General features: G+C 34.5%; 12 protein-coding genes and 1 tRNA gene. 4 read left to right on the plus strand and 9 right to left on the minus strand.

Features of this window, described 5'->3' with window-relative positions; genetic code table 11:
- Position 1: 1 nt before the first annotated feature.
- The 6 genes from RT99_RS03805 to RT99_RS03830 all read right to left on the minus strand — a co-directional run bounded on the left by RT99_RS03805 (position 2) and on the right by RT99_RS03830 (position 8,809).
- The gene (locus RT99_RS03805; RefSeq protein WP_052483534.1) at positions 2 to 709 is read right to left on the minus strand and encodes a prolyl oligopeptidase family serine peptidase; all 708 of its coding nucleotides are present in this window, start codon (positions 707 to 709) and stop codon (positions 2 to 4) included.
- Positions 710 to 884: 175 nt separating this feature from the next.
- Positions 885 to 2,999: a glycoside hydrolase family 97 protein gene (locus RT99_RS03810; protein ID WP_042563396.1), complete on the minus strand. Its 2,115-nt coding sequence runs from the start codon at positions 2,997 to 2,999 to the stop codon at positions 885 to 887.
- Between the two features lie 23 nt (positions 3,000 to 3,022).
- Complete coding sequence (locus RT99_RS03815; RefSeq protein ID WP_042563397.1) at positions 3,023 to 5,326, minus strand: glycoside hydrolase family 65 protein; 2,304 nt, start codon at positions 5,324 to 5,326, stop codon at positions 3,023 to 3,025.
- Between the two features lie 244 nt (positions 5,327 to 5,570).
- A complete protein-coding gene (pgmB, locus tag RT99_RS03820; RefSeq protein WP_042563398.1) occupies positions 5,571 to 6,224 on the minus strand; it encodes a beta-phosphoglucomutase in 654 nt (217 codons plus the stop codon).
- A gap of 21 nt (positions 6,225 to 6,245) precedes the next feature.
- Positions 6,246 to 7,598: an MFS transporter gene (locus RT99_RS03825; RefSeq protein WP_042563399.1), complete on the minus strand. Its 1,353-nt coding sequence runs from the start codon at positions 7,596 to 7,598 to the stop codon at positions 6,246 to 6,248.
- A 179-nt stretch (positions 7,599 to 7,777) separates the two neighbouring features.
- The gene (locus RT99_RS03830; protein ID WP_042563400.1) at positions 7,778 to 8,809 is read right to left on the minus strand and encodes a LacI family DNA-binding transcriptional regulator; all 1,032 of its coding nucleotides are present in this window, start codon (positions 8,807 to 8,809) and stop codon (positions 7,778 to 7,780) included.
- 234 nt (positions 8,810 to 9,043) lie between these two features.
- Here RT99_RS03830 and RT99_RS03835 point away from each other — a divergent pair, with 234 nt between their 5' ends.
- From RT99_RS03835 to RT99_RS03850, 4 genes are all read left to right on the plus strand, one after another.
- Positions 9,044 to 12,019, plus strand: a complete 2,976-nt coding sequence (locus RT99_RS03835; protein ID WP_042563401.1) for a TonB-dependent receptor — start codon at positions 9,044 to 9,046, stop codon at positions 12,017 to 12,019.
- A 36-nt stretch (positions 12,020 to 12,055) separates the two neighbouring features.
- On the plus strand, positions 12,056 to 13,681 hold the full coding sequence (locus RT99_RS03840; protein ID WP_042563402.1) for a RagB/SusD family nutrient uptake outer membrane protein: 1,626 nt from the start codon (positions 12,056 to 12,058) through the stop codon (positions 13,679 to 13,681).
- Between the two features lie 17 nt (positions 13,682 to 13,698).
- Positions 13,699 to 14,520, plus strand: a complete 822-nt coding sequence (locus RT99_RS24570) for a SusE domain-containing protein (protein WP_052483536.1) — start codon at positions 13,699 to 13,701, stop codon at positions 14,518 to 14,520.
- A gap of 76 nt (positions 14,521 to 14,596) precedes the next feature.
- Complete coding sequence (locus tag RT99_RS03850; protein WP_042563403.1) at positions 14,597 to 17,473, plus strand: alpha-amylase family glycosyl hydrolase; 2,877 nt, start codon at positions 14,597 to 14,599, stop codon at positions 17,471 to 17,473.
- 76 nt (positions 17,474 to 17,549) lie between these two features.
- On the opposite strand, the gene RT99_RS03855 is transcribed toward RT99_RS03850, so the two are convergent.
- The 3 genes from RT99_RS03855 to RT99_RS03865 all read right to left on the minus strand — a co-directional run bounded on the left by RT99_RS03855 (position 17,550) and on the right by RT99_RS03865 (position 19,730).
- Complete coding sequence (locus RT99_RS03855) at positions 17,550 to 17,774, minus strand: DUF6814 family protein (RefSeq protein WP_042563404.1); 225 nt, start codon at positions 17,772 to 17,774, stop codon at positions 17,550 to 17,552.
- Between the two features lie 11 nt (positions 17,775 to 17,785).
- Positions 17,786 to 19,282 (minus strand): MFS transporter, encoded by a 1,497-nt coding sequence (locus tag RT99_RS03860; RefSeq protein WP_042563405.1) that lies wholly within the window; start codon positions 19,280 to 19,282, stop codon positions 17,786 to 17,788.
- A 380-nt stretch (positions 19,283 to 19,662) separates the two neighbouring features.
- Positions 19,663 to 19,730, minus strand: a tRNA-Phe gene (locus RT99_RS03865).

Genomic DNA, 19,730 nt, shown 5'->3' on the forward strand with positions numbered 1-19,730 from the left:
TTTATTTTTTTGATTTCTTTTGTTTGAGCATCCATTTATATATTTCTGGATTTTTCTCATATAGATATTCAATTCCGTGACCCTCATTTTCTAAACGAGTAAACTTGAAATTGTTTTTGTTTTCACATGATTCAAGACCTTTGACGATTCTTTCAGTTTCGGTAATTGAAATTTTATCATCAGCAGTTCCGTGAAATGCCCAAATAGGAATTTTACTCAAATTACAGATTCTTGATAAATCGCTATCATTAATTCCTCCACAAAGAGGCACAATTGCAGCAAAAACATCAGGAAAATCCAGAGCAGTAATGTATGTACCATAGCCGCCCATGCTAATTCCTGTAATATAAATTCGGCTGGTATCGATTCTATATTTTGCTGATAAATCAGCATATAAAGTTTTGAACCAATTTTCTGTTGACCAGTATTTATTGTCAGGACATTGAGGAGAAGCAATTATAAAGTCAAAATTTTCTCCTTTTTCAACAAGATAAGGCAATCCATAAGCCTTTAATTTGTTTAGATCGTTGCCTTTTTGTCCTCCGCCATGAAGATAAATTACAAGCGGGTATTTTTTTGTTTCTTTTGAATAGTCTTTAGGCAAATACAAGAGATAATTATATTTTGCAACAGCCTTTGTTTGAGAATAAATATTAATTCCTGAAAATACGATTAAAAGAATCAAAAATTTTAGCTTATAATTATTCATTCTAATCGGTTTTATAATTTGATTTCCTGCAATCCCGAAGCTTCGGGACAAAACCTTGTAGGTATATTTGAGAAAAGTTTAAACCTACAAGGTTTTGGAAACCTTGCAGGATAAATATATCAGATTAAAAAAAAGACAAGCAATCTCGGGGAAAATTGCCTGTCTTTTTAGAAAATTATTTGGTTTCGATAATACTGATCGCATAACCTCCGCCCGGAGCAGATAACTGCGATAATTTTGATTTGTTTGTTACAGCAATTTTCTTGATAGTATAAGCTTGCGGATTTGTTTTGTAATGCGCATCTTTTGCATCAGCATAAATTGTAGCTGTGTATTTTTTACCTTTTTCAAGGAAACTGAAATCGATGTTTGATGTACGTGGAGTTTCTCCGTTTACGTTTCCAACAAACCAGTTGTTTGTTCCTTTTGCTTTACGGGCAACAGTGATAAAATCGCCTGGTTCAGCTTCAATATATTTACTTTCTGACCAGTCTACAGCCACATCTTTAATGAATTGGAATGCATCTGGAAAACGGTTATAGTTCTCCGGAGTATCAGCCGCCATTTGCAACGGACTGTACATGGTAACATATAATGCTAATTGGTTTGCAATTGTACTATTTACATGCGAGGTATTTTCAGGATTCATTTTGCTGATGTCCATTTCGAAAATTCCCGGAGTATAATCCATTGGACCTCCAATTAAACGTGTAAATGGTAAAACGGTAACGTGATTTGGTTTAGAACCTCCAAAAGCTTGATATTCTGTTCCTCTTGCTGCTTCGTTACCAATTAAGTTAGGGTATGTTCTTGCAATTCCTGTTGGGCGAACGGCTTCGTGAGCATTCACCATAATTTTGTAATCAGCAGCTTTTTCGATAGCATATTGATAATGGTTTACAATCCATTGATCGTAATGATTTTCACCGCGAGGTAAAATATCTCCAACATAACCGCTTTTTACAGCATCATATCCGTTGTCTTTCATGAATTGATATGCTTTGTCCATATGACGTTCGTAGTTACGAACAGAACCTGAAGTTTCGTGGTGCATAATGATTTTTACACCTTTAGATTTTGCGTATGCATGTAAACCTTTTACATCAAAATCAGGGTAAGGCGTTACGAAATCAAAAACATAATCTTTTGAATGCCCAAACCAGTCTTCCCAGCCTTCGTTCCATCCTTCAACCAAAACAGCGTCGAAGCCATTTGCAGCAGCAAAATCAATGTATTTTTTTACGTTAGTATTTGTCGCTCCGTGCGTTCCGCTTGGTTTTGCTTTTGAGAAATCAGAAACTCCCAATTGAACTGTTGGAAAATCGTTTGTGTATGACCAAGAGCTTTTTCCTGTAATCATTTCCCACCAAACACCGATGTATTTTACGGGTTTAATCCACGAAGTATTTTCAATTTTTGATGGATCGTTTAAGTTGTAAGTCATTTTTGAAGCTAAGATTTCTCTAGCATCATCGCTAACCATAATCGTTCTCCAAGGAGAATGACTTGGAGCCTGCATGTATCCTTTGTCTCCTTTTGCATCTGGCGTTAACCAAGAAGTAAAAGTCATGTTTTTATCATCTAAGTTCAGGTGCATACAAGAATAATTGATCAAAGCCGCTTCGTGTAAATTGATGTATATTCCATCATTTGTTTTTAACATCAAAGAAGTCTGAACTCCTGTTGGCGAAAAGTTTTTTTGTGAAACGTTTGCTGTATATGCTTTTTCAGATAAACCTCTAATTTCAGATAATTTCGATTTTGTATAATCGTATTCCTGAGTATCATAATCTCCCGGAATCCAGAAAGCGGTGTGATCTCCAGTCATGGCAAATTGAGATCTTTCTTCTTTAATAATAAAATAAGTCAGATTTTTTTGAGCAGGAAATTCATATCTAAATCCTAAACCGTCATCAAATAAACGGAAACGAATTACGATTTGTCTTTCTGTTCCTTTTTGGTTTAAAGTAACAGCCAATTCATTATAATGATTTCTAATATTATCAACTTCTCCCCAAACTGGTTTCCAGGTTTCATCAAAGGTTGAAGTTTTTGTATCAACAATCGTAAAGTCATTCAATAAAGATTTTTTATCATCTTTAAGTTCAAGACCTAATTTACTGGTTTTTACAACTTCTTTATTTTTATATTTTAAATTATAAGTTGGAGTTCCGTCGTTTTGCAGCGAAAATTCCATTACGAACTTTCCTTCGGGTGATTTTAATTGCTGTGCATTTGCGATCGAGCTAAATGCAAACAAGATTAAACTTGCGAAAAATAAGTTTTTCATGTTTTTTAAGTTTTAAGGGTAATTTAATTTATTTGTACAAATTTACTTGCAATTACAGGATTTCCGTTAACTACAATTGTTAAATCTTGATCGCCGTCTACAGTAAATGTTGTTTCGTCATGATTCACAGCTACTTTTAAAATTTGGTTTCTGAAATTAATTTTAAAAGAGTAACCTTTCCATTCTTTTGGAATTTTTGGCGAAAAATGAAGCTGGTCATTTTTAACACGCATTCCGCCAAAACCTTCTACAATGCTCATCCATGTTCCGGCCATTGACGTGATGTGACAGCCTTCTTCAACTTCTTTATTATAATCATCAAGATCAAGACGAGAAGTTCTTAAATAGAACGTATATGCCATATCCATTTTGTCTAAAACGGCAGCCTGAATCGAGTGTACGCAAGGCGAAAGTGAACTTTCATGAACCGTAAATGATTCATAAAACTCAAAATTGCGTTGTAATTCTTCTTTCGAAAAATGATCTTCGAAGAAATAAAAACACTGCAAAACATCGGCTTGTTTAATATAAGGCGAACGCAATACACGATCCCAAGACCATTTTTGATTGATTGGTCTTTGTGCTTTATCTAAGTCTTTTACGGGAACTAAATCTTTGTCTAAAAAGCCATCTTGCTGCAAATAAATCCCTAATTCTTTTGAAGTTGGGAAATACATATTATCGGCCACTTTTTTCCATTCCTGAATTTCATTCGCCGAAAGGCTAACTTTTTCTAAGATGCGTTTGTGATCTGAAGGATATTCTACAGCTACTTTTTTAATTTGTTCAGCTGCATAATCAATACACCATTTTGCAATATAATTGGTGTAAAAATTATTGTTGATATTGTTCTCGTATTCGTTTGGACCTGTAACGCCAAGAATTACGTATTGATTTTTTTCTTTAGAGAAAGAAGCTCTTTGGTGCCAGAAACGTGCAATTCCGATTAAAACTTCTAAACCTTTTTCAGGAATATAAGAGTAATCTCCTGTAAAACGGTAATAGTTATAAATCGCAAAAGCAATCGCTCCGTTTCGGTGAATTTCTTCGTGTGTGATTTCCCATTCGTTGTGGCATTCTTCTCCATTCATGGTCACCATTGGATACAAAGCCGCGCCATTTTTGAAACCTAAATTATCTTTGGCATTTTCAATCGCTTTGTCCAATTGATTGAATCTGTAAGTTAATAGGTTTCTTGCAACTTGCTGATCTTTAGTTGCCATGTAAAACGGAATACAATACGCTTCGGTATCCCAATAAGTAGATCCACCGTATTTTTCTCCGGTAAAACCTTTTGGTCCAATATTCAAACGAGAATCTTTTCCTAAATAAGTTTGGTTTAATTGGAAGATGTTGAAACGGATTCCCTGTTGTGCTTTTACATCGCCATCAATTGTAATGTCCGACATTTCCCAGATTTTTGCCCAGGCATCAATTTGATTTTGAAGTAAAGCATCGTATCCTAAATTAAGGGCAGCTTTTATTGTTTTTTCGGCTGCAGCCAAAGTATTTTCGTGGTTTAAAGAAACGGTATATCCCCCAATTTTTTGAATGGCTGAGGTTTGTCCTTTTGCGATAATTGTTCCGTAAGTAAACTGAACTTTATCTGAAGTTGAATCGATTGTAGAAGGTGAAATATTTACATTTTCTCCGTTTGCAAGAATCGTATTGTGCATGAAAGTCGTAACTTTAAAATGCGTTTTGAATGTCTGAGCGGTTACAAAAGCTTCACTATTTGATTTTTTTACTTCAAGCGGTTCCCAGAATTTTTCTTCCCAATTGGCGTCTTCATTGGTAACTCCGGCATCAATATAAGGTTTGTAAACAATTTTGGCGTCTTTGTTTAAAGGCGTAATTTCAAATTTGATAATTCCGGCTTCATCCAAATCCAAAGAAAGAAAACGACGAACGTTTACGGCAATTTCGGTTCCGTTTTTTAATGTTGCTTCAAAAGAACGATTGTACCATCCTTCTTTCATATTCAATTCTCTGCGGAAATTTCTAACCTCGGTGCAATTGTTTAAATCAAGATTTTCTTCGTTGATTTGAACATCGATACCAATCCAGTTTGGCGCGTTTAATACTTTCGCAAAATATTTTGGATATCCGTTTTTCCACCAACCCACTTTGGTTTTATCCGGATAATAAATTCCGGCAATATAACTTCCCTGAAAAGTTTCTCCAGAGTATGTTTCTTCAAAATTAGCGCGTTGTCCCATTGCACCGTTCCCGATACTAAAAAGACTTTCAGACGATTTGACTCTTTCTACATCAAATCCTTCTTCTATGATAGACCAATTGTCTGGTTTTATATAATCTTGATTCATTATTTCTTAATTAGATAATGTGGCAATTAATTAGGGTAATTAGAAAATGTGTCAATTAGAAAATGAGATAATTACTTGTCTTTGGCTACTTCTAATTTAATTCTATCCTTAATTGCTTGTTGTTGTACTATTTTACTTTTTAATTAGATGATTTTATTTTTAAAATATCAGTTGATGATTTCTATTTGATAATTAAATAATTCAGATTTATGTAAATTATCTAATTATCAAATTGGCACATTTTCTAATTAATTAGTTTCTCGATAAACTGTGAATCGATTTCGGTGAAATCTTTAAAAATATAATCAGCTTCATGTAAAATTGTTTCCTCACCAATTCCTACACTTATCATTTCTGCTATGTTTGCTGCCTGGATTCCGGCAACTGAATCTTCAAATACAATTGAATCTTTTGGGTCAATGTTTAATAATTGAGCCGCTTTTAAGAAAACTTCCGGATCCGGTTTTGCATTGGTAACATCGTTTCCGTCAACAATAACATCGAAATACGAAAGAATTCCTGTTTTCTCCAGAATTGGTCGGGCATTTTTACTCGCAGAACCCAACGCAATTCCCTGATTTTTTTCTTTTAATAGCTGAAGAATTTTAAAAACTCCGGGAAGAATCTCGCTTTCGTCCATGTCAACTAAATAAGATAAATAATCTTCGTTTTTTTGAATTAGCCATTTGTCTTTGTCTTCCTGAGAAGCCTGAACGTTTCCTAATTCAAGAATTATATCCAACGAACGAACACGGCTCACGCCTTTTAAAAGTTCGTTGTTTTCATGTGTAAAATTTATATTTAACGACTGAGCGATTTTCTGCCATGCCAAAAAGTGGTATTTAGCAGTATCGACAATTACGCCATCAAGGTCGAATATGAAAGCTTTTTTGTTCATTATATGAAAAATTCTTCTTTATTATTTTTGAATAGTATCGTCTACATCTTTTACTTTGTAAACTAAAAGAGCAGCAATTAAAAAACTAACTCCACTTGTAATTAAGGCATAAATCGCATCGCCATTGTAAAGATATTTTACAATTGGACCGCCAATTAATGCGTTTACAATTTGAGGAATTACAACAAAGAAGTTGAAGATTCCCATGTAAACTCCCATTTTTTTAGGAGCAATCGATCCTGCAAGAATCGCGTAAGGCATCGCCAGAATACTAGCCCAGGCAACTCCAATTAAAATCATGGGTAATACAACCCAGTCTTCATTTGGCATGAAGTAAATGGAAATTAATCCGATTCCTCCAATGATTAATGAAAGTGCATGAGTTGATTTTCGTCCGATTTTTTTTGCGATGTATGGCAGGAAAAACAATGCGATGATAGCAGAAACTAAATTGTAAACTCCAAACAAAATTCCGACCCAGTCTCCGGCATCCTGATATTGCTGACTTGAAGTGTCGCTTAAAGGCAATCCGTAAATATGATGTGCAATGGCGGGAGTTGTAAAAACCCACATACCAAATAATCCAAACCAGGAGAAAAATTGTACCCAACTTAGCTGACGCATTGTTGTTGGCATTTTTGCAAAGTCTGTAAAAATGTCTGTAAGTTTTGATTTTTCTTCAGAAGGAATATCCACTTCACTTTGCGGATCTTCAAAATTAGCTAATTCTTCAGGAGTATATTCTTTTGTTGTAAAAAGTGTTACCAAAATAGAACCAATTAAAACGGCTGCACCAATGATAAATGATAATTTCAGGTTTAATGGAATACTTCCGGGAACGGCATTGTTTGAAATGTCAAAATAGTTGGTTAAAACATAAGGCAAAGCCGAACCAATTACGGCTCCAAAACCAATTAATGAAGTTTGAATGCTGAAACCTGCTGTACGCTGATCTGTTCTTAAATTGTCACCAACCAAAGCACGGAATGGTTCCATGGCAATGTTGAAAGAAGCATCCATGATCATTAACATTCCGGCTCCAACCCATAAAGCGGGTAAAACAGAAATGAAAATATTAGCCTGCGGCATTAAAATTAATCCAACCGAAGCCAGGATTGCGCCAACCAGAAAAAATGGTTTTCGTCTTCCGAATTTGCTCCAGGTTTTATCACTGTAATGACCAATAACGGGCTGCACTATTAATCCCATAAGAGGAGCAATAATCCAGAACCATGAAAGTTCATGTACGTCGGCACCAAAAATTTGAAGAATTCTGCTGGCATTTGCATTTTGAAGTGCAAACCCCATTTGTATTCCCAAGAAACCGAAACTCATGTTCCAAATTTCCCAGAAACTTAATTTACGCTTTTCCATTATCGTAATTAAAAAATTAATTAGACGATAAGCGCTTTGCTTATCAAAACTTACTGTTTTTTTCGAAGTAAAAGTAAAAGCCTTGACGGGCGTAAAAGTATAAATTATTTTTAGATATATGCTAACAAAAAAGCCATAAAAATTAATTATGGCTTTGGAATATGTTGATTTTAAGAAATTTAGTCAGTAGATTCTCTTTTTATAAGATGTGTTTCTATAACTTCAGTAGTATAATTTTCGTTTTCTTCTTCGTCATCGTCGTGTTCTGCTTCCAGTCTTTCGATCAGCATTTTAGCTGCTTTATTTCCCATTTTTTCACCACTTTGGCTTACAGTTGTAATACTTGGCGTTGAATATTTTGAGATGATTCCGTCCGTAAATGCAATTACAGCTAAATCTTCGGGAACTTTTAATCCCATCTTTGATGCAGTTTTGATAATTGTTACTGCAAAAAGCTCATTTACTGCAAAAACAGCATCAAATGCTCTTGCATGCAGAAGTTCAGAAATGGTTATTTCGCAAGTATCTACGTCTTCAATTTTAATGATTAAATCTTCGTTGAATGGTAACCCGTTGTCTAATAAGGCTTTTTCGTAACCATCGGTTCTTAATTTTCCAACACTTACATAATCGACGGTTGTAACAAGAGCGATCTTTTTTCTTCCGTTATCAATCAAACTCTGAACGGCTTCATAAGCTGCTGCTTTATCATCAATAATAACCTTATCGCACAAAATATCATTAGTAACGCGATCGAACATTACAACCGGCATTCCTTGATTTATAACTTCTGTAATGTGGTGAAAATCACCTTTGTATTGAGTTTCTTTAGAAAGAGACATGATAAAACCATCGATGCTTCCGTTTGCCAACATCTCCATATTTAGGACTTCTTTGTCAAAAGAATCATCAGATAAACAGATCACAACGCTATAACCATTTTCGTTGGCAACCTGCTCAATTCCGTTAATTACGGTAGAGAAAAAATAATGTACAATTTCCGGAATGATAATACCAATACTTTTGGTTTTTCGGTTTTTTAAACTAAGGGCAATATTGTTTGGTTTGTAATTGTAAAACTTTGCAAAAGCCTGCACTTTTAAGCGTGTTTCTTCGCCAATTTCAAGACTGTTTCGTAATGATTTTGAGACAGTTGAAATAGAGACGTCGAGTTCCTTTGCAATCTGTTTTAAGGTGATTTTGCGTTTCATCGTATTATTGAAAAAAATCTAATTATTAATAAAGGTATCTTTTATTTTCTGATTTATCATTTTTTGACTGAAAAGATTACAAAATATAGAAAGTTTTCAACACTACCACGTTTTCGTAACTCAATAAAAATTGGTTCTGGTTGTTCATGTTAATAAATTCCTAATTTTGAAATTCGAAGTAAAATTAAAAACTTAACTAACAATCACAAACTCAAACTAATTTAAACAAAAAGTATGAAAACAATTTACAAAAAGTTGTTATTTTTATTCCTCTTGTTGCCATTTACTGTACTAGCTCAAAGTACTTTAAGCGGAACTGTTGTAGATAAAACTACAGGACAGCCAATACCGGGAGTAAATGTAAATGTACAAGGTGCACCAAGCGGGGCATCAACTGGATTTGACGGTAATTACCAATTGTCAAATGTTAAAAGTGGAAACAAAATTGTGGTATCTTTTATTGGATATAAAACGCAAACGATTGATTTCACCGGACAAAAAACACTAAACGTTTCTTTAGAAGAAGATACCAACCAACTTAAGGAAGTTGTTGTACAAGTAGGTTACGGTACTGTTAAGAAAAAAGATGCGACAGGATCTGTATCTCAAATTTCTGCTAAAGAATTTAATAAAGGAATTAACGTAACTCCGGAGAGTTTAATTAGCGGTCGTATTTCGGGTGTTAATGTAACTGGTGGAGGAGCGCCTGGAGCAAAAGCGGATATCAGAATTCGTGGAGGATCTTCATTAAATGCTTCAAATGAGCCTTTAATTGTACTAGACGGTCTTCCGTTAAGTAATACTAAACCAGAAGGTTCTACAAGTATTTTATCTACAATTGATCCTAATGATATTGAGTCTTTTACAGTTCTTAAAGATGCTTCTGCTGCTGCAATCTATGGGTCAAGAGCTGCAAATGGTGTAATTGTTATTACAACTAAAAAAGGAACAAAAGGTGGTGTAAAAGTTAACTTTAGTTCTCAGGTTGGTATCAATACTGTTGCGAATACTGTTGATGTAATGAATGCAGACCAATATCGTGAATTGGTAAATACAAAAGGTACTCCGGCGCAACAAGCTTTATTGGGTACTGCAAATACAAACTGGCAAGATGAAATTTTTCATACTGCTTTAACAACTAACAATAATATCTCTGTAAGCGGTTCTTTGTTTAACAAATTGCCTGTACGTTTATCTGTTGGTAATGTTGATAACCCTGGAATCCTAAGAAACACTTCTTTTGAAAGAACTACGACATCGTTATCGTTAAATCCGGTTTTATTTGATAATCATTTAAAAATTGATATTAGCGGAAATTTATCTTTCGGTAAAAACCAATTTCAGGATGAAGGTGCTGTAATTGGAAGTGCTATCGGATTTGATCCTACACAATCTGTTTACGAAACGGGTTCTCGTTACGGAGGATATTATGAATGGCTTGAACCTAGTGGAAACTTACCATTATTGCCTGCAAGAAACCCTGTAGCAAGGTTAAACCAGGATAACAGAAGAGCTACTTCTACAAGAAAATGGGGTAATGTTAGATTAGACTATAAACTTCATTTCTTTGAAGATTTAAGAGCTGTTGTAGAAGCAGGTATTGATAGATTTGACAGTAGCGGATATACTGAAGTAAGTACACAAAGTGCTTTAGGATATCAGCCAAAGCCTTTTACTGAGGCAGGTTATGTAAACTTAGGAAACTATTCTAGTTATACAGATGCACTTCAAAATAAAAACTTAAATGCTTATTTTAATTATACTAAAGATTTAGGAAAAATTAAAATTGATGCAACGGCTGGTTATAACTACCAATTGTTTCAAAGAGAGAAATATCAATCAGGAGAAACCAGACAACCAAATCCTAATGAAGATGTTACTACTGAGCCGGATGTTAATTTACAATCGTTTTTTGGACGTTTGAATTTAGGGTATGACAGTAGATATTTATTGACTTTAAATTATAGAAGAGACGGAACTTCTCGTTTTTCTGAAGATAACAGATGGGGTAATTTTGGTGGAGCTGCTTTTGCATGGAATTTATCTGAAGAAGCTTTCTTGAAAGATAACGCTACTTTTTCGACTTTAAAATTAAGAGTTGGTTACGGTACTACTGGTCAACAGGATATCTCTGCTCAATATGATTATTTACGTAGAGTAACAATAGGAACAATCAATTCTCAATATGTTTTTGGTAATACTGTTTATTCAACAGCGAGACCGGAAGGTTATAACCCTGATATTAAATGGGAAGAATTAGCTGAGACTAACGTTGGTATTGATTATGGATTTTTCAGTGACAGAATTACTGGAACAATTAACTACTTTGATAAAAAATCGACAGATTTATTAGCAGATATTGCGGTTCCTGATGGTGCAAATATTAGAAATCAAGGTTTCTTTAATATTGGTAGTGTAAGAACAAAAGGGGTTGAGTTTAGTATTGCTTCTGATATTGTTAAAAATGATAATTTGACTTGGAATGTAGCTTTCAATACGACTTACATTGATCAGGAGATATCAGAATTAGGAACTACAGTTCCAGGTTTTCAAGGTTATTTAACGGGTGATAATATTGCTGGTGGAAATGGAAATAAAATCCAGATTAACTCAGTAGGATATGCGCCAAATTCATTTTTTGTATACGAACAATTATATGATGCAAACAAAAGACCAATTGCAGGTGCTTATGTAGATAGAAATGCAGATGGAAAACTTGATGCAGGTGACCGTTACAGAGCTGGTAAAACTGCTCCGGATTACACTTTCGGTTTGTTCTCTACTTTAAACTACAAAAAGTTTGATTTTACAATGAACTGGAGAGCAAGTGTTGGAAATAAGATTTTTGACAACGTAAGTTCTAATTTAGGATATTCTGATGCAGGTTTAAGAAGACAAACAGATTTGTCAAACGTGAGTTCAGATTATTTTAATACTGGTTTTACTTATGAAGATAACGGAACACAACGTTACTTGTCTGATTATTTTGTAAAAGATGCTTCTTTTATCAAATTAGATAACGTTACACTTGGATACACTTTTGATAAAACAATTATCAAAGCTGCTTCTTTAAGATTTACAGCTGGTGTTCAAAATGTTTTCATTCTTACGAAATATGATGGATTAGATCCTGAGAAATTCAACGGAATTGATAATAATGTTTACCCAAGAGCAAGAACGTTCTTGTTTGGAGTTAATGCCAATTTCTAATAGTAGACTGAAATCAAAAATTTAAAAATAAACAAAATGAAAATATCATTTAAATATATATCTTATTTTTTCCTATTCATTTTAGGAATAAGTATGACGCTTACTTCGTGTACGGACGATTTAAACGTGACCCCAAAAGACGATGATGAATTTTTATCAGAAACCTTTTTTCAGGATCCGGCATCGTACAAACAAGTATTAGCAAAATTATACGCAGGTTTGTATGTTGGAGGTAATGATGGAGATGGAGATGCTACGATACCTGGAAGAAACCCTGATATTTCAGGACTTGGTGGTGACTTTAGCAGTTACTTAAGATTGCTTTTTGTAACTCAGGAATTTTCTACAGATGAAGCTATTATTGCTTGGGCAGATGGTACTTTACCAACAATAAATGCTCAAACATGGGCTCCTGCTAATGAATTTTTAGAAGGAACATTTTCAAGAGCATTTTACCACATTAGTGTTGCCAATGAGTTTTTAAGACAAACTACTGATGAGAAATTAACAGAAAGAGGTGTTGATGCAAGTTTAAAAGCTGAAATTGCTACTTTTAGAGCTGAAGCTCGTTTTTTAAGAGCGTTTTCTTATTATAACTTAATGGACTTGTTTGGAAATGTGCCAATCACGACAGAAAATGATCCTGTTGGATTCTTCTATCCGGTACAAAAATCAAGAGCAGAAGTTTTCGCTTTTGTTGAGTCAGAATTAAAAGACTTAGACAATAGTTTAGCTGCTTCAAAAACAAATGAATATGGTAGAGTAGATAAAACGGCTGCTAAATTTTTATTGGCACAAATTTATTTAAATTCTAAAGTATATACAGGAGTAGACAGAAATAACGAAGCAGCTACAATGTGTTCTGAAGTTATTAATTCTGGTTATACTTTTGCAAATGTTCCTTACCGTTATTTGTTCTCTGCAGATAATAATAGAAATGGTGCTCAAAGCGAATTTATTTTCCCAATTGTTGGAGATGGTAACGCTATTAGAGCTACTGGTGGAGGAATGAGTTTTATTATGCACGCTTCTATTGGAGGTAGCATGAATGCTGCGTCCAGAGGTATGGATGGTGGATGGCAGGGAATCAGAACTCGTAGAGAGTTTGTAGACCTTTTTCCAGATGAAACTGCAACAGCAGATAATAGAGGAACATTTTATACAGATGGTCAATCAAAAAACATTAATAATGTAGGGACTTTTACAGACGGTTATGCTGTTACAAAATACATTAATATAAATTCAGATGGTTCTGCAGCACAAAGAAATGATATTCCGGATATCGATTTCCCAATGTTTAGATTAACTGATGCTTATTTGATGTATGCAGAAGCAACTCTTAGAGGAGCTACTACTGGAAACATTAATACTGCTTTAGGTTATATCAATCAAATTAGAACCAGAGCAAATGCTCAGGCGGTTACACTTCCTCAATTAACTCTTGATTTTATTTTAGATGAAAGAGGAAGAGAATTATTTTGGGAATGTAAAAGAAGAACTGATTTAATTCGTTTTGGAAAATTTACAGGAGCATCAAAAATCTGGCAATGGAAAGGTGGTTCTATCAATGGTAATGCTACAGAGTCATACAGAGACTTAATGCCAATTCCTGCAAGAAACATTCAGGCAAACCCAACATTAGAGCAAAACACTGGATACTAATTTTATAAAACATTAAAATGAAAAATATATATAAAATTTTAATTGCATTTATTGGTGTATTAGCGGTCTCGTGTAATGCTGATGATGTAGAAAACAGACCTGTTATTGGGGTAGGAACTGCTCCGGTATTGTTAACACCACAATCTGATTTTAGTATTGTCCTTTCAAAAGAAACGGAGAAAGAAATTGCTACAACTGTTACTTGGAACAAAGCAACTTATGCAGGAAGTACTGTAGTAGTAAACTATACGATTCAAATTGCAAAAGCAGGAACTAATTTTAAGAGCCCAGTGACGGTAACTAATACTACTGCAGTTTCGCAGGAACTAACTGTAGAGGAATTAAATTCTGCTTTAGTTAATGGAGGTTTTATCGAGAAAGAAGTAAACAATGTTGATCTTCGTATTAAAGCTGTGATAGGTGCAGATGGACTTCCGCAATATTCTAACTCAGTTACTTTTAAAGCAACTCCTTATCATGCGCCACTAGCTAGTTCGCACTGGTTAGTAGGAGGTGCTACTCCTGGTGGATGGTCATGGGATGGAGATGCTGAAACTGAATTTCCACTAGTTGCCGGACAATCAAAGATCTATGAGGTTAGTCTTGTTCTTAAAAATGGAGAAGCTTTTAGAGAATTTTTATCTAATGACTTTACAAGTGGAGGCAACTGGGGTTCAGATAATAGTCACAACTTTGAATATTATGCTAACGCAGGTTATACTATCGATTCAGAATTAGAAAATGCAAATGATGGAGATAAAAACTTCAAATATACCGGAGCAACCGGACTTAGAGTTTTTAAAATTGACAACGTTGCAAAAACAATAACATTAGATTAATTTTTAATGTACATACTGAAAAGGCTATCTCTATGATAGCCTTTTTTTATAATACTAACTAAACCAAAACCACATTATGAAAAAAATTATACTAGTATGTTTATATCTGCTTTTTGTCACTGCCAATGCTCAGCAAATAACAGTGTCTCCTGCTATATTTCAGGTAAATGAACCGATAACAATTACGGCTTCGTTTGCATCACCAACTTGTAATGAAATGGGTACCAATCCTTCAAAAGTATATATGCATTCAGGAATTGGAACAGAAGCTAATCCCTGGGCAACTGCAAAAGGAAATTGGGGAGATGATGACGGAATTGGCTTAATGAACGACAATGGAAATGGCACGTGGAGTATTACCATTACGCCAAGTATCTATTTTGGACTTACTGCAACGCAACAAACAGATGCTACAAAAATGGGTCTGGTTTTTAGAAATGCAAATGGTTCTCAGACATTAAAGCAAGTGCCATCTTGTTCAGATTTTTTTATTAAAGTTGGTTCTTTTCAGGCAACTTTAACTGCACCATCTGAAAATAGTACTACAATTATAACTTCAGGTGCAAATTTTAATATTACCGCATCCAACACAAACGGAGCAGCAAGCTATACGCTTAAAGCAAACGGAACTACAATCGATACAAATGCGAGTACATCTTCTTATTCGTTTAATCATACCAATATATTGAGTAATCAAAGTTATGAGCTGAGTATTGTTCAGGGAGCGACAACAATAGTCAAAAAGTTTGCGGTTGTTGTAAATCCCAATACAATTTCTCAGACAATGCCAATTGGTTTAGTTGATGGAATTAATTACAATTCGGGTGATGCAACAAAAGCAACCTTGGTTCTGGATGCACCTTTAAAAGATTTTGTTTACGTTGCCGGAAGTTTTAATAACTGGCAGCCTTCATCGGTGTATGCCATGAAAAAAGATCTCGATTCGGGTAAATTTTGGTTGGAATTAACAGGATTAATTTCCGGTGAAAATAACACCTATCAATATTGGGTGGTTGATGCGACACCGCTTACCAATTCGCCTTCATTAGTAAAAACAGCAGATCCTTATTCAACTTTGGTTTTGTCACCTTATGATGATCCGTGGATTCCTGCAACTTCATATCCCAATATGCCAGTTTATCCTGCAGGACAAAATTTTGAAGTTTCTGTTTTAAAAACAGGGCAAACCCCATACAATTGGCAGGTTACGAATTTTACAAAACCCGAAAAAGAGAAATTAGTAGTGTATGAAGTTTTGGTTCGTGATTTTGATGCAGCCAGAAATTATCAGAGTTTAATTGATCGAATTGAATATTTTAAAAGCCTAAAAATAAATGCAATCGAATTAATGCCGGTAATGGAGTTTGAAGGCAATGAAAGCTGGGGTTATAATACTTCTTTCCATATGGCGTTGGATAAATTCTACGGAACATCGGATAAATTAAAAGAACTCATTGATTTATATCATCAAAACGGAATTGCGGTTATTCTTGATGTTGCCTTAAATCATGCTTTTGGAAGAAACCCGATGGTAAGAATGTGGATGAACGATCCTGATGGAGATGGGTTTGGTTCGCCAACGGAGGAGAATCCTTATTTTAATACCGTTGCCAAACATGCTTATAATGTGGGTGAAGATTTTAATCATCAATCCTTAAAAACGCAGAATTATGTAAATCGCGTAATCAAACAATGGATTGAAGAATACAAAATTGACGGTTTCCGTTGGGATTTAACCAAAGGATTTACCCAAAATTGTACAGCTTCTGATGGTGGTTGTACAGATAGTTATCAGCAGGACAGGGTAGATATATTAAAGAAATATGCTGATTATTCATGGAGTCTTGATCCTACACATTATACTATTTTTGAACATTTAGGAAGTGATACAGAAGAGAAAGAATGGGCCAATTATAAAATTACCGAAACGCCAAGCAAAGGAGTTATGATGTGGGGCAAAATGACCGGGCCTTATAATCAATTGTCTATGGGATATGCATCTGAAAGTGATATTTCAAGAATGGCGAGTTCGAATCACGGTTTTGTGGCAAACCGATTAATGGGTTATGCCGAAAGTCATGATGAAGAACGCCTGATGTATAAAAATGTACAATACGGAGCTTCAAGCGGAACATATAATGTAAAAGATCTAAATACAGCTTTATCAAGAATGTCCGCCATTGGAGCAGTTTCGCTATTAGTTCCCGGGCCAAAAATGATCTGGCATTTTGGAGAATTAGGCTGGGAAAACTCCATTTTTACCTGCAATGATAATTCTGTAAATAATGATTTCGATGCAATTTCCGGAGATTGTAAATTAGATACAAAACCACAACCGCAATGGGCAAATAATTGGTTAGGAAATTCAAATCGGAATAAAATTTACAACGATTGGGCAAAAATGATAACCCTTAAAACGACCGAGCCGGTATTTTTAGGAACACCAACAATAGCAAGCGTAAATTCGTTATCTGTAAATATAAAAATCAACAACAGTAATTTACCTTCCACACAATTAAAAGATGTTTTAATCATTGCCAATTTTGATGTTGTGGCTCAAAATGTTGCAACAGGTTTTCAATACACAGGAACATGGTATAATTTAATGGATAATAGCGCTATAGAAGTTACAGATGTAAACGCAACCCTAAATTTACCTGCCGGCGAATATAGAATTTATGGAAATAAAGAAGCCAGCCTGGCCATAGAAAATTTCGAAAAAGGAAATGTTGTGAGATTATATCCAAATCCGGTTTCTAATTATTTTACCTTAAATATTGCTGCAGCAAAAGTTCAGGTTTACGCAATATCCGGGCAATTGGTAAAAAGTTTTGTGCCTAATGGAAATATTGATTTTCAATTTGGTGTAAGCGATTTAAAAGCGGGACTGTATGTGGTAAAAGCTTTTGATCAAAATGGTAAAATCCAGGTGATGAAGTTTATTAAAAAATAAATTTCACAACAAGATTTTGGTTTTGTTAGTAATGCGAAAGGGTTGTCTGGAAACAGGCAACCCTTTTATTTTTCTTTCATTTCTTTTCATTGTATTCGCCAATTACGGCAAAATAACCAAAAGTTCCCAGACCTAAAACAATTAAAGGTGTCAGAATAAATAAAATGATGATTCCAAAGACTAAATCGTCTTGTTTGTCTGATAATAGTTTGGGTAAGCCAAATTCAAAGACACAAAAATAAGCTGCAGCCACAGCTAAAATAACCCATAAAACACCTAAAATTTGTTTGATTGCATTCATAATTATTTATATTAAAGGTGATTCGTTTTGTTTTTATTATCAATATATACCATTCCAATTACAAAGCATATCGAAGCAATTATAATAGGATACCAAAGACCGTCAAGATAAAATTCCGGTTTTCCTGCCTCTTTAGAATGCGTTACAAAATAGGTTGAAATTGCCGGAAGCAAACCTCCAAAAATTCCGTTTCCTACATGATAAGGAAGAGACATCGAAGTATACCTGATTTTCGTTGGAAACATTTCTACTAAAAATGCCGCAATTGGTCCATACACCATCGTAACAAATAAAACCTGAACGAAAATTAAAAAAATCAAAGTCCATTCGTCATTTGTATTGATACTAATTGATGTATTAACCTGAGCTTCTTTTTTGTTTTTAGTATACGTTTTTTTCTCTGTTAAGGTTGTGCCGTCAGTATATTTTTTTTGATTTGTAACTATAGAATCATTGATTTTACTGGTTTCAACAACTTGTTTCGTTTTCTGTACAATTTCAGTTTTATTTTTTAAATCGGTTGTTTCGTACATCATTTTATAGATAGGCCTATATAATAAAACAGCAATCAGCATTCCGCCCATCATAATATATTTTCGTCCTATTTTATCGCTAAGCCATCCAAAAACAATAAAAAACGGAGTTCCTAATAATAAGGCAATTCCAAGTAATTCATCAACCTGTGAGGAATCAACATTCATTACCGTTTTCATGAAACTCATTGCGTAAAACTGTCCGGTGTACCAAACAACACCTTGTCCCATTGTGGCGCCAAATAAAGCCAATAAGACAAATTTTAAATTATATCGGTTTCCAAAACTCTCTTTTAGAGGATTTGTACTGGTTGTACCTTCTTTTTTAGCTTTTGCAAATACAGGAGATTCATCCATATTTTTTCGAATTAAATACGAAACTCCAACCATTACGATCGAAACCCAAAAAGGTACGCGCCATCCCCAAGAATCAAAATCTTCAGCCGAAAGCACATTTTTTGTAGCCAGAATTACCATTAATGAAATGAATAAACCAACTGTAGCCGTGGTTTGAATCCATGATGTCCAATATCCTTTTTGTCCGGCGGGAGCGTGTTCTGCTACATACGTCGCGGCACCACCGTATTCTCCTCCAAGTGCGAGACCCTGTAATAAACGAAGAATTAAAACCAATAAAGGGGCTAGAAAACCGATCGTTTCATAACTTGGAATACAGCCTATTAAAAAAGTAGAACCACCCATCAATAATAAGGTAGCCATAAAAGTATATTTTCTACCAATAATATCACCAAGTCTTCCGAAGAACAATGCTCCAAACGGGCGAACTACAAATCCTGCCGCAAAAGTGGCCAATGTAGATAAAAAAGCTGCAGTTGGATTATCGCTTGGAAAGAATTTTGTTGAAATTACAACAGCTAAACTTCCAAAAATGTAGAAGTCATACCATTCAATCATTGTACCCATTGATGAGGCAGAAATTACTTTCCAAATGCCTTTTGTAGAAGTTTTACCCATAAATAGCTCTTGTGTTCTTATTAGTAAAGAAAAGTATAAAGTATTATTTTACGAATATAAAAGATATTTTTTTATTTAATTGATACTTTTTTAACAAAATCATATAATTGTTTAATTTACACTTTTTGGTAATTGAAAGTTTACAAATTGGGGTGTTTTTTACCGCTAAGGCGCAAAGAAAAAGCGCAAAGTTCGCAAAGATTTTATTAAGCTCATATAAAAGCAAAGGTTCGCAAAGCTTTGATAATTAGCTTTGCGAACCTTTGCGTAAATCTTAGCGTTTCTTTGCGGTAAATTTTATTGGATTTTGGAATTTAAAAAATTGGAATTTCCCCAAAAAGTATTAAAAACAAAAAACCCGAATATTGCTATTCGGGTTTTGGTGGTACCTCCAGGGATCGAACCAGGGACACATGGATTTTCAGTCCATTGCTCTACCATCTGAGCT

Origin of the sequence: Flavobacterium sp. MEB061, assembly GCF_000834715.1 — a bacterium.
GTDB lineage: Bacteria > Bacteroidota > Bacteroidia > Flavobacteriales > Flavobacteriaceae > Flavobacterium > Flavobacterium pectinovorum.

Coding starts and splice junctions, on each gene's coding strand:
- RT99_RS03825 (WP_042563399.1), bottom strand. CDS start 7,598: ATGGAAAAGCGTAAATTAAGTTTCTGGGAAATTTGGAACATGAGTTTC.
- RT99_RS03835 (WP_042563401.1), top strand. CDS start 9,044: ATGAAAACAATTTACAAAAAGTTGTTATTTTTATTCCTCTTGTTGCCA.
- RT99_RS03855 (WP_042563404.1), bottom strand. CDS start 17,774: ATGAATGCAATCAAACAAATTTTAGGTGTTTTATGGGTTATTTTAGCT.
- RT99_RS03810 (WP_042563396.1), bottom strand. CDS start 2,999: ATGAAAAACTTATTTTTCGCAAGTTTAATCTTGTTTGCATTTAGCTCG.
- RT99_RS03815 (WP_042563397.1), bottom strand. CDS start 5,326: ATGAATCAAGATTATATAAAACCAGACAATTGGTCTATCATAGAAGAA.
- RT99_RS03840 (WP_042563402.1), top strand. CDS start 12,056: ATGAAAATATCATTTAAATATATATCTTATTTTTTCCTATTCATTTTA.
- pgmB (WP_042563398.1), bottom strand. CDS start 6,224: ATGAACAAAAAAGCTTTCATATTCGACCTTGATGGCGTAATTGTCGAT.
- RT99_RS03860 (WP_042563405.1), bottom strand. CDS start 19,282: ATGGGTAAAACTTCTACAAAAGGCATTTGGAAAGTAATTTCTGCCTCA.
- RT99_RS03850 (WP_042563403.1), top strand. CDS start 14,597: ATGAAAAAAATTATACTAGTATGTTTATATCTGCTTTTTGTCACTGCC.
- RT99_RS24570 (WP_052483536.1), top strand. CDS start 13,699: ATGAAAAATATATATAAAATTTTAATTGCATTTATTGGTGTATTAGCG.
- RT99_RS03830 (WP_042563400.1), bottom strand. CDS start 8,809: ATGAAACGCAAAATCACCTTAAAACAGATTGCAAAGGAACTCGACGTC.
- RT99_RS03805 (WP_052483534.1), bottom strand. CDS start 709: ATGAATAATTATAAGCTAAAATTTTTGATTCTTTTAATCGTATTTTCA.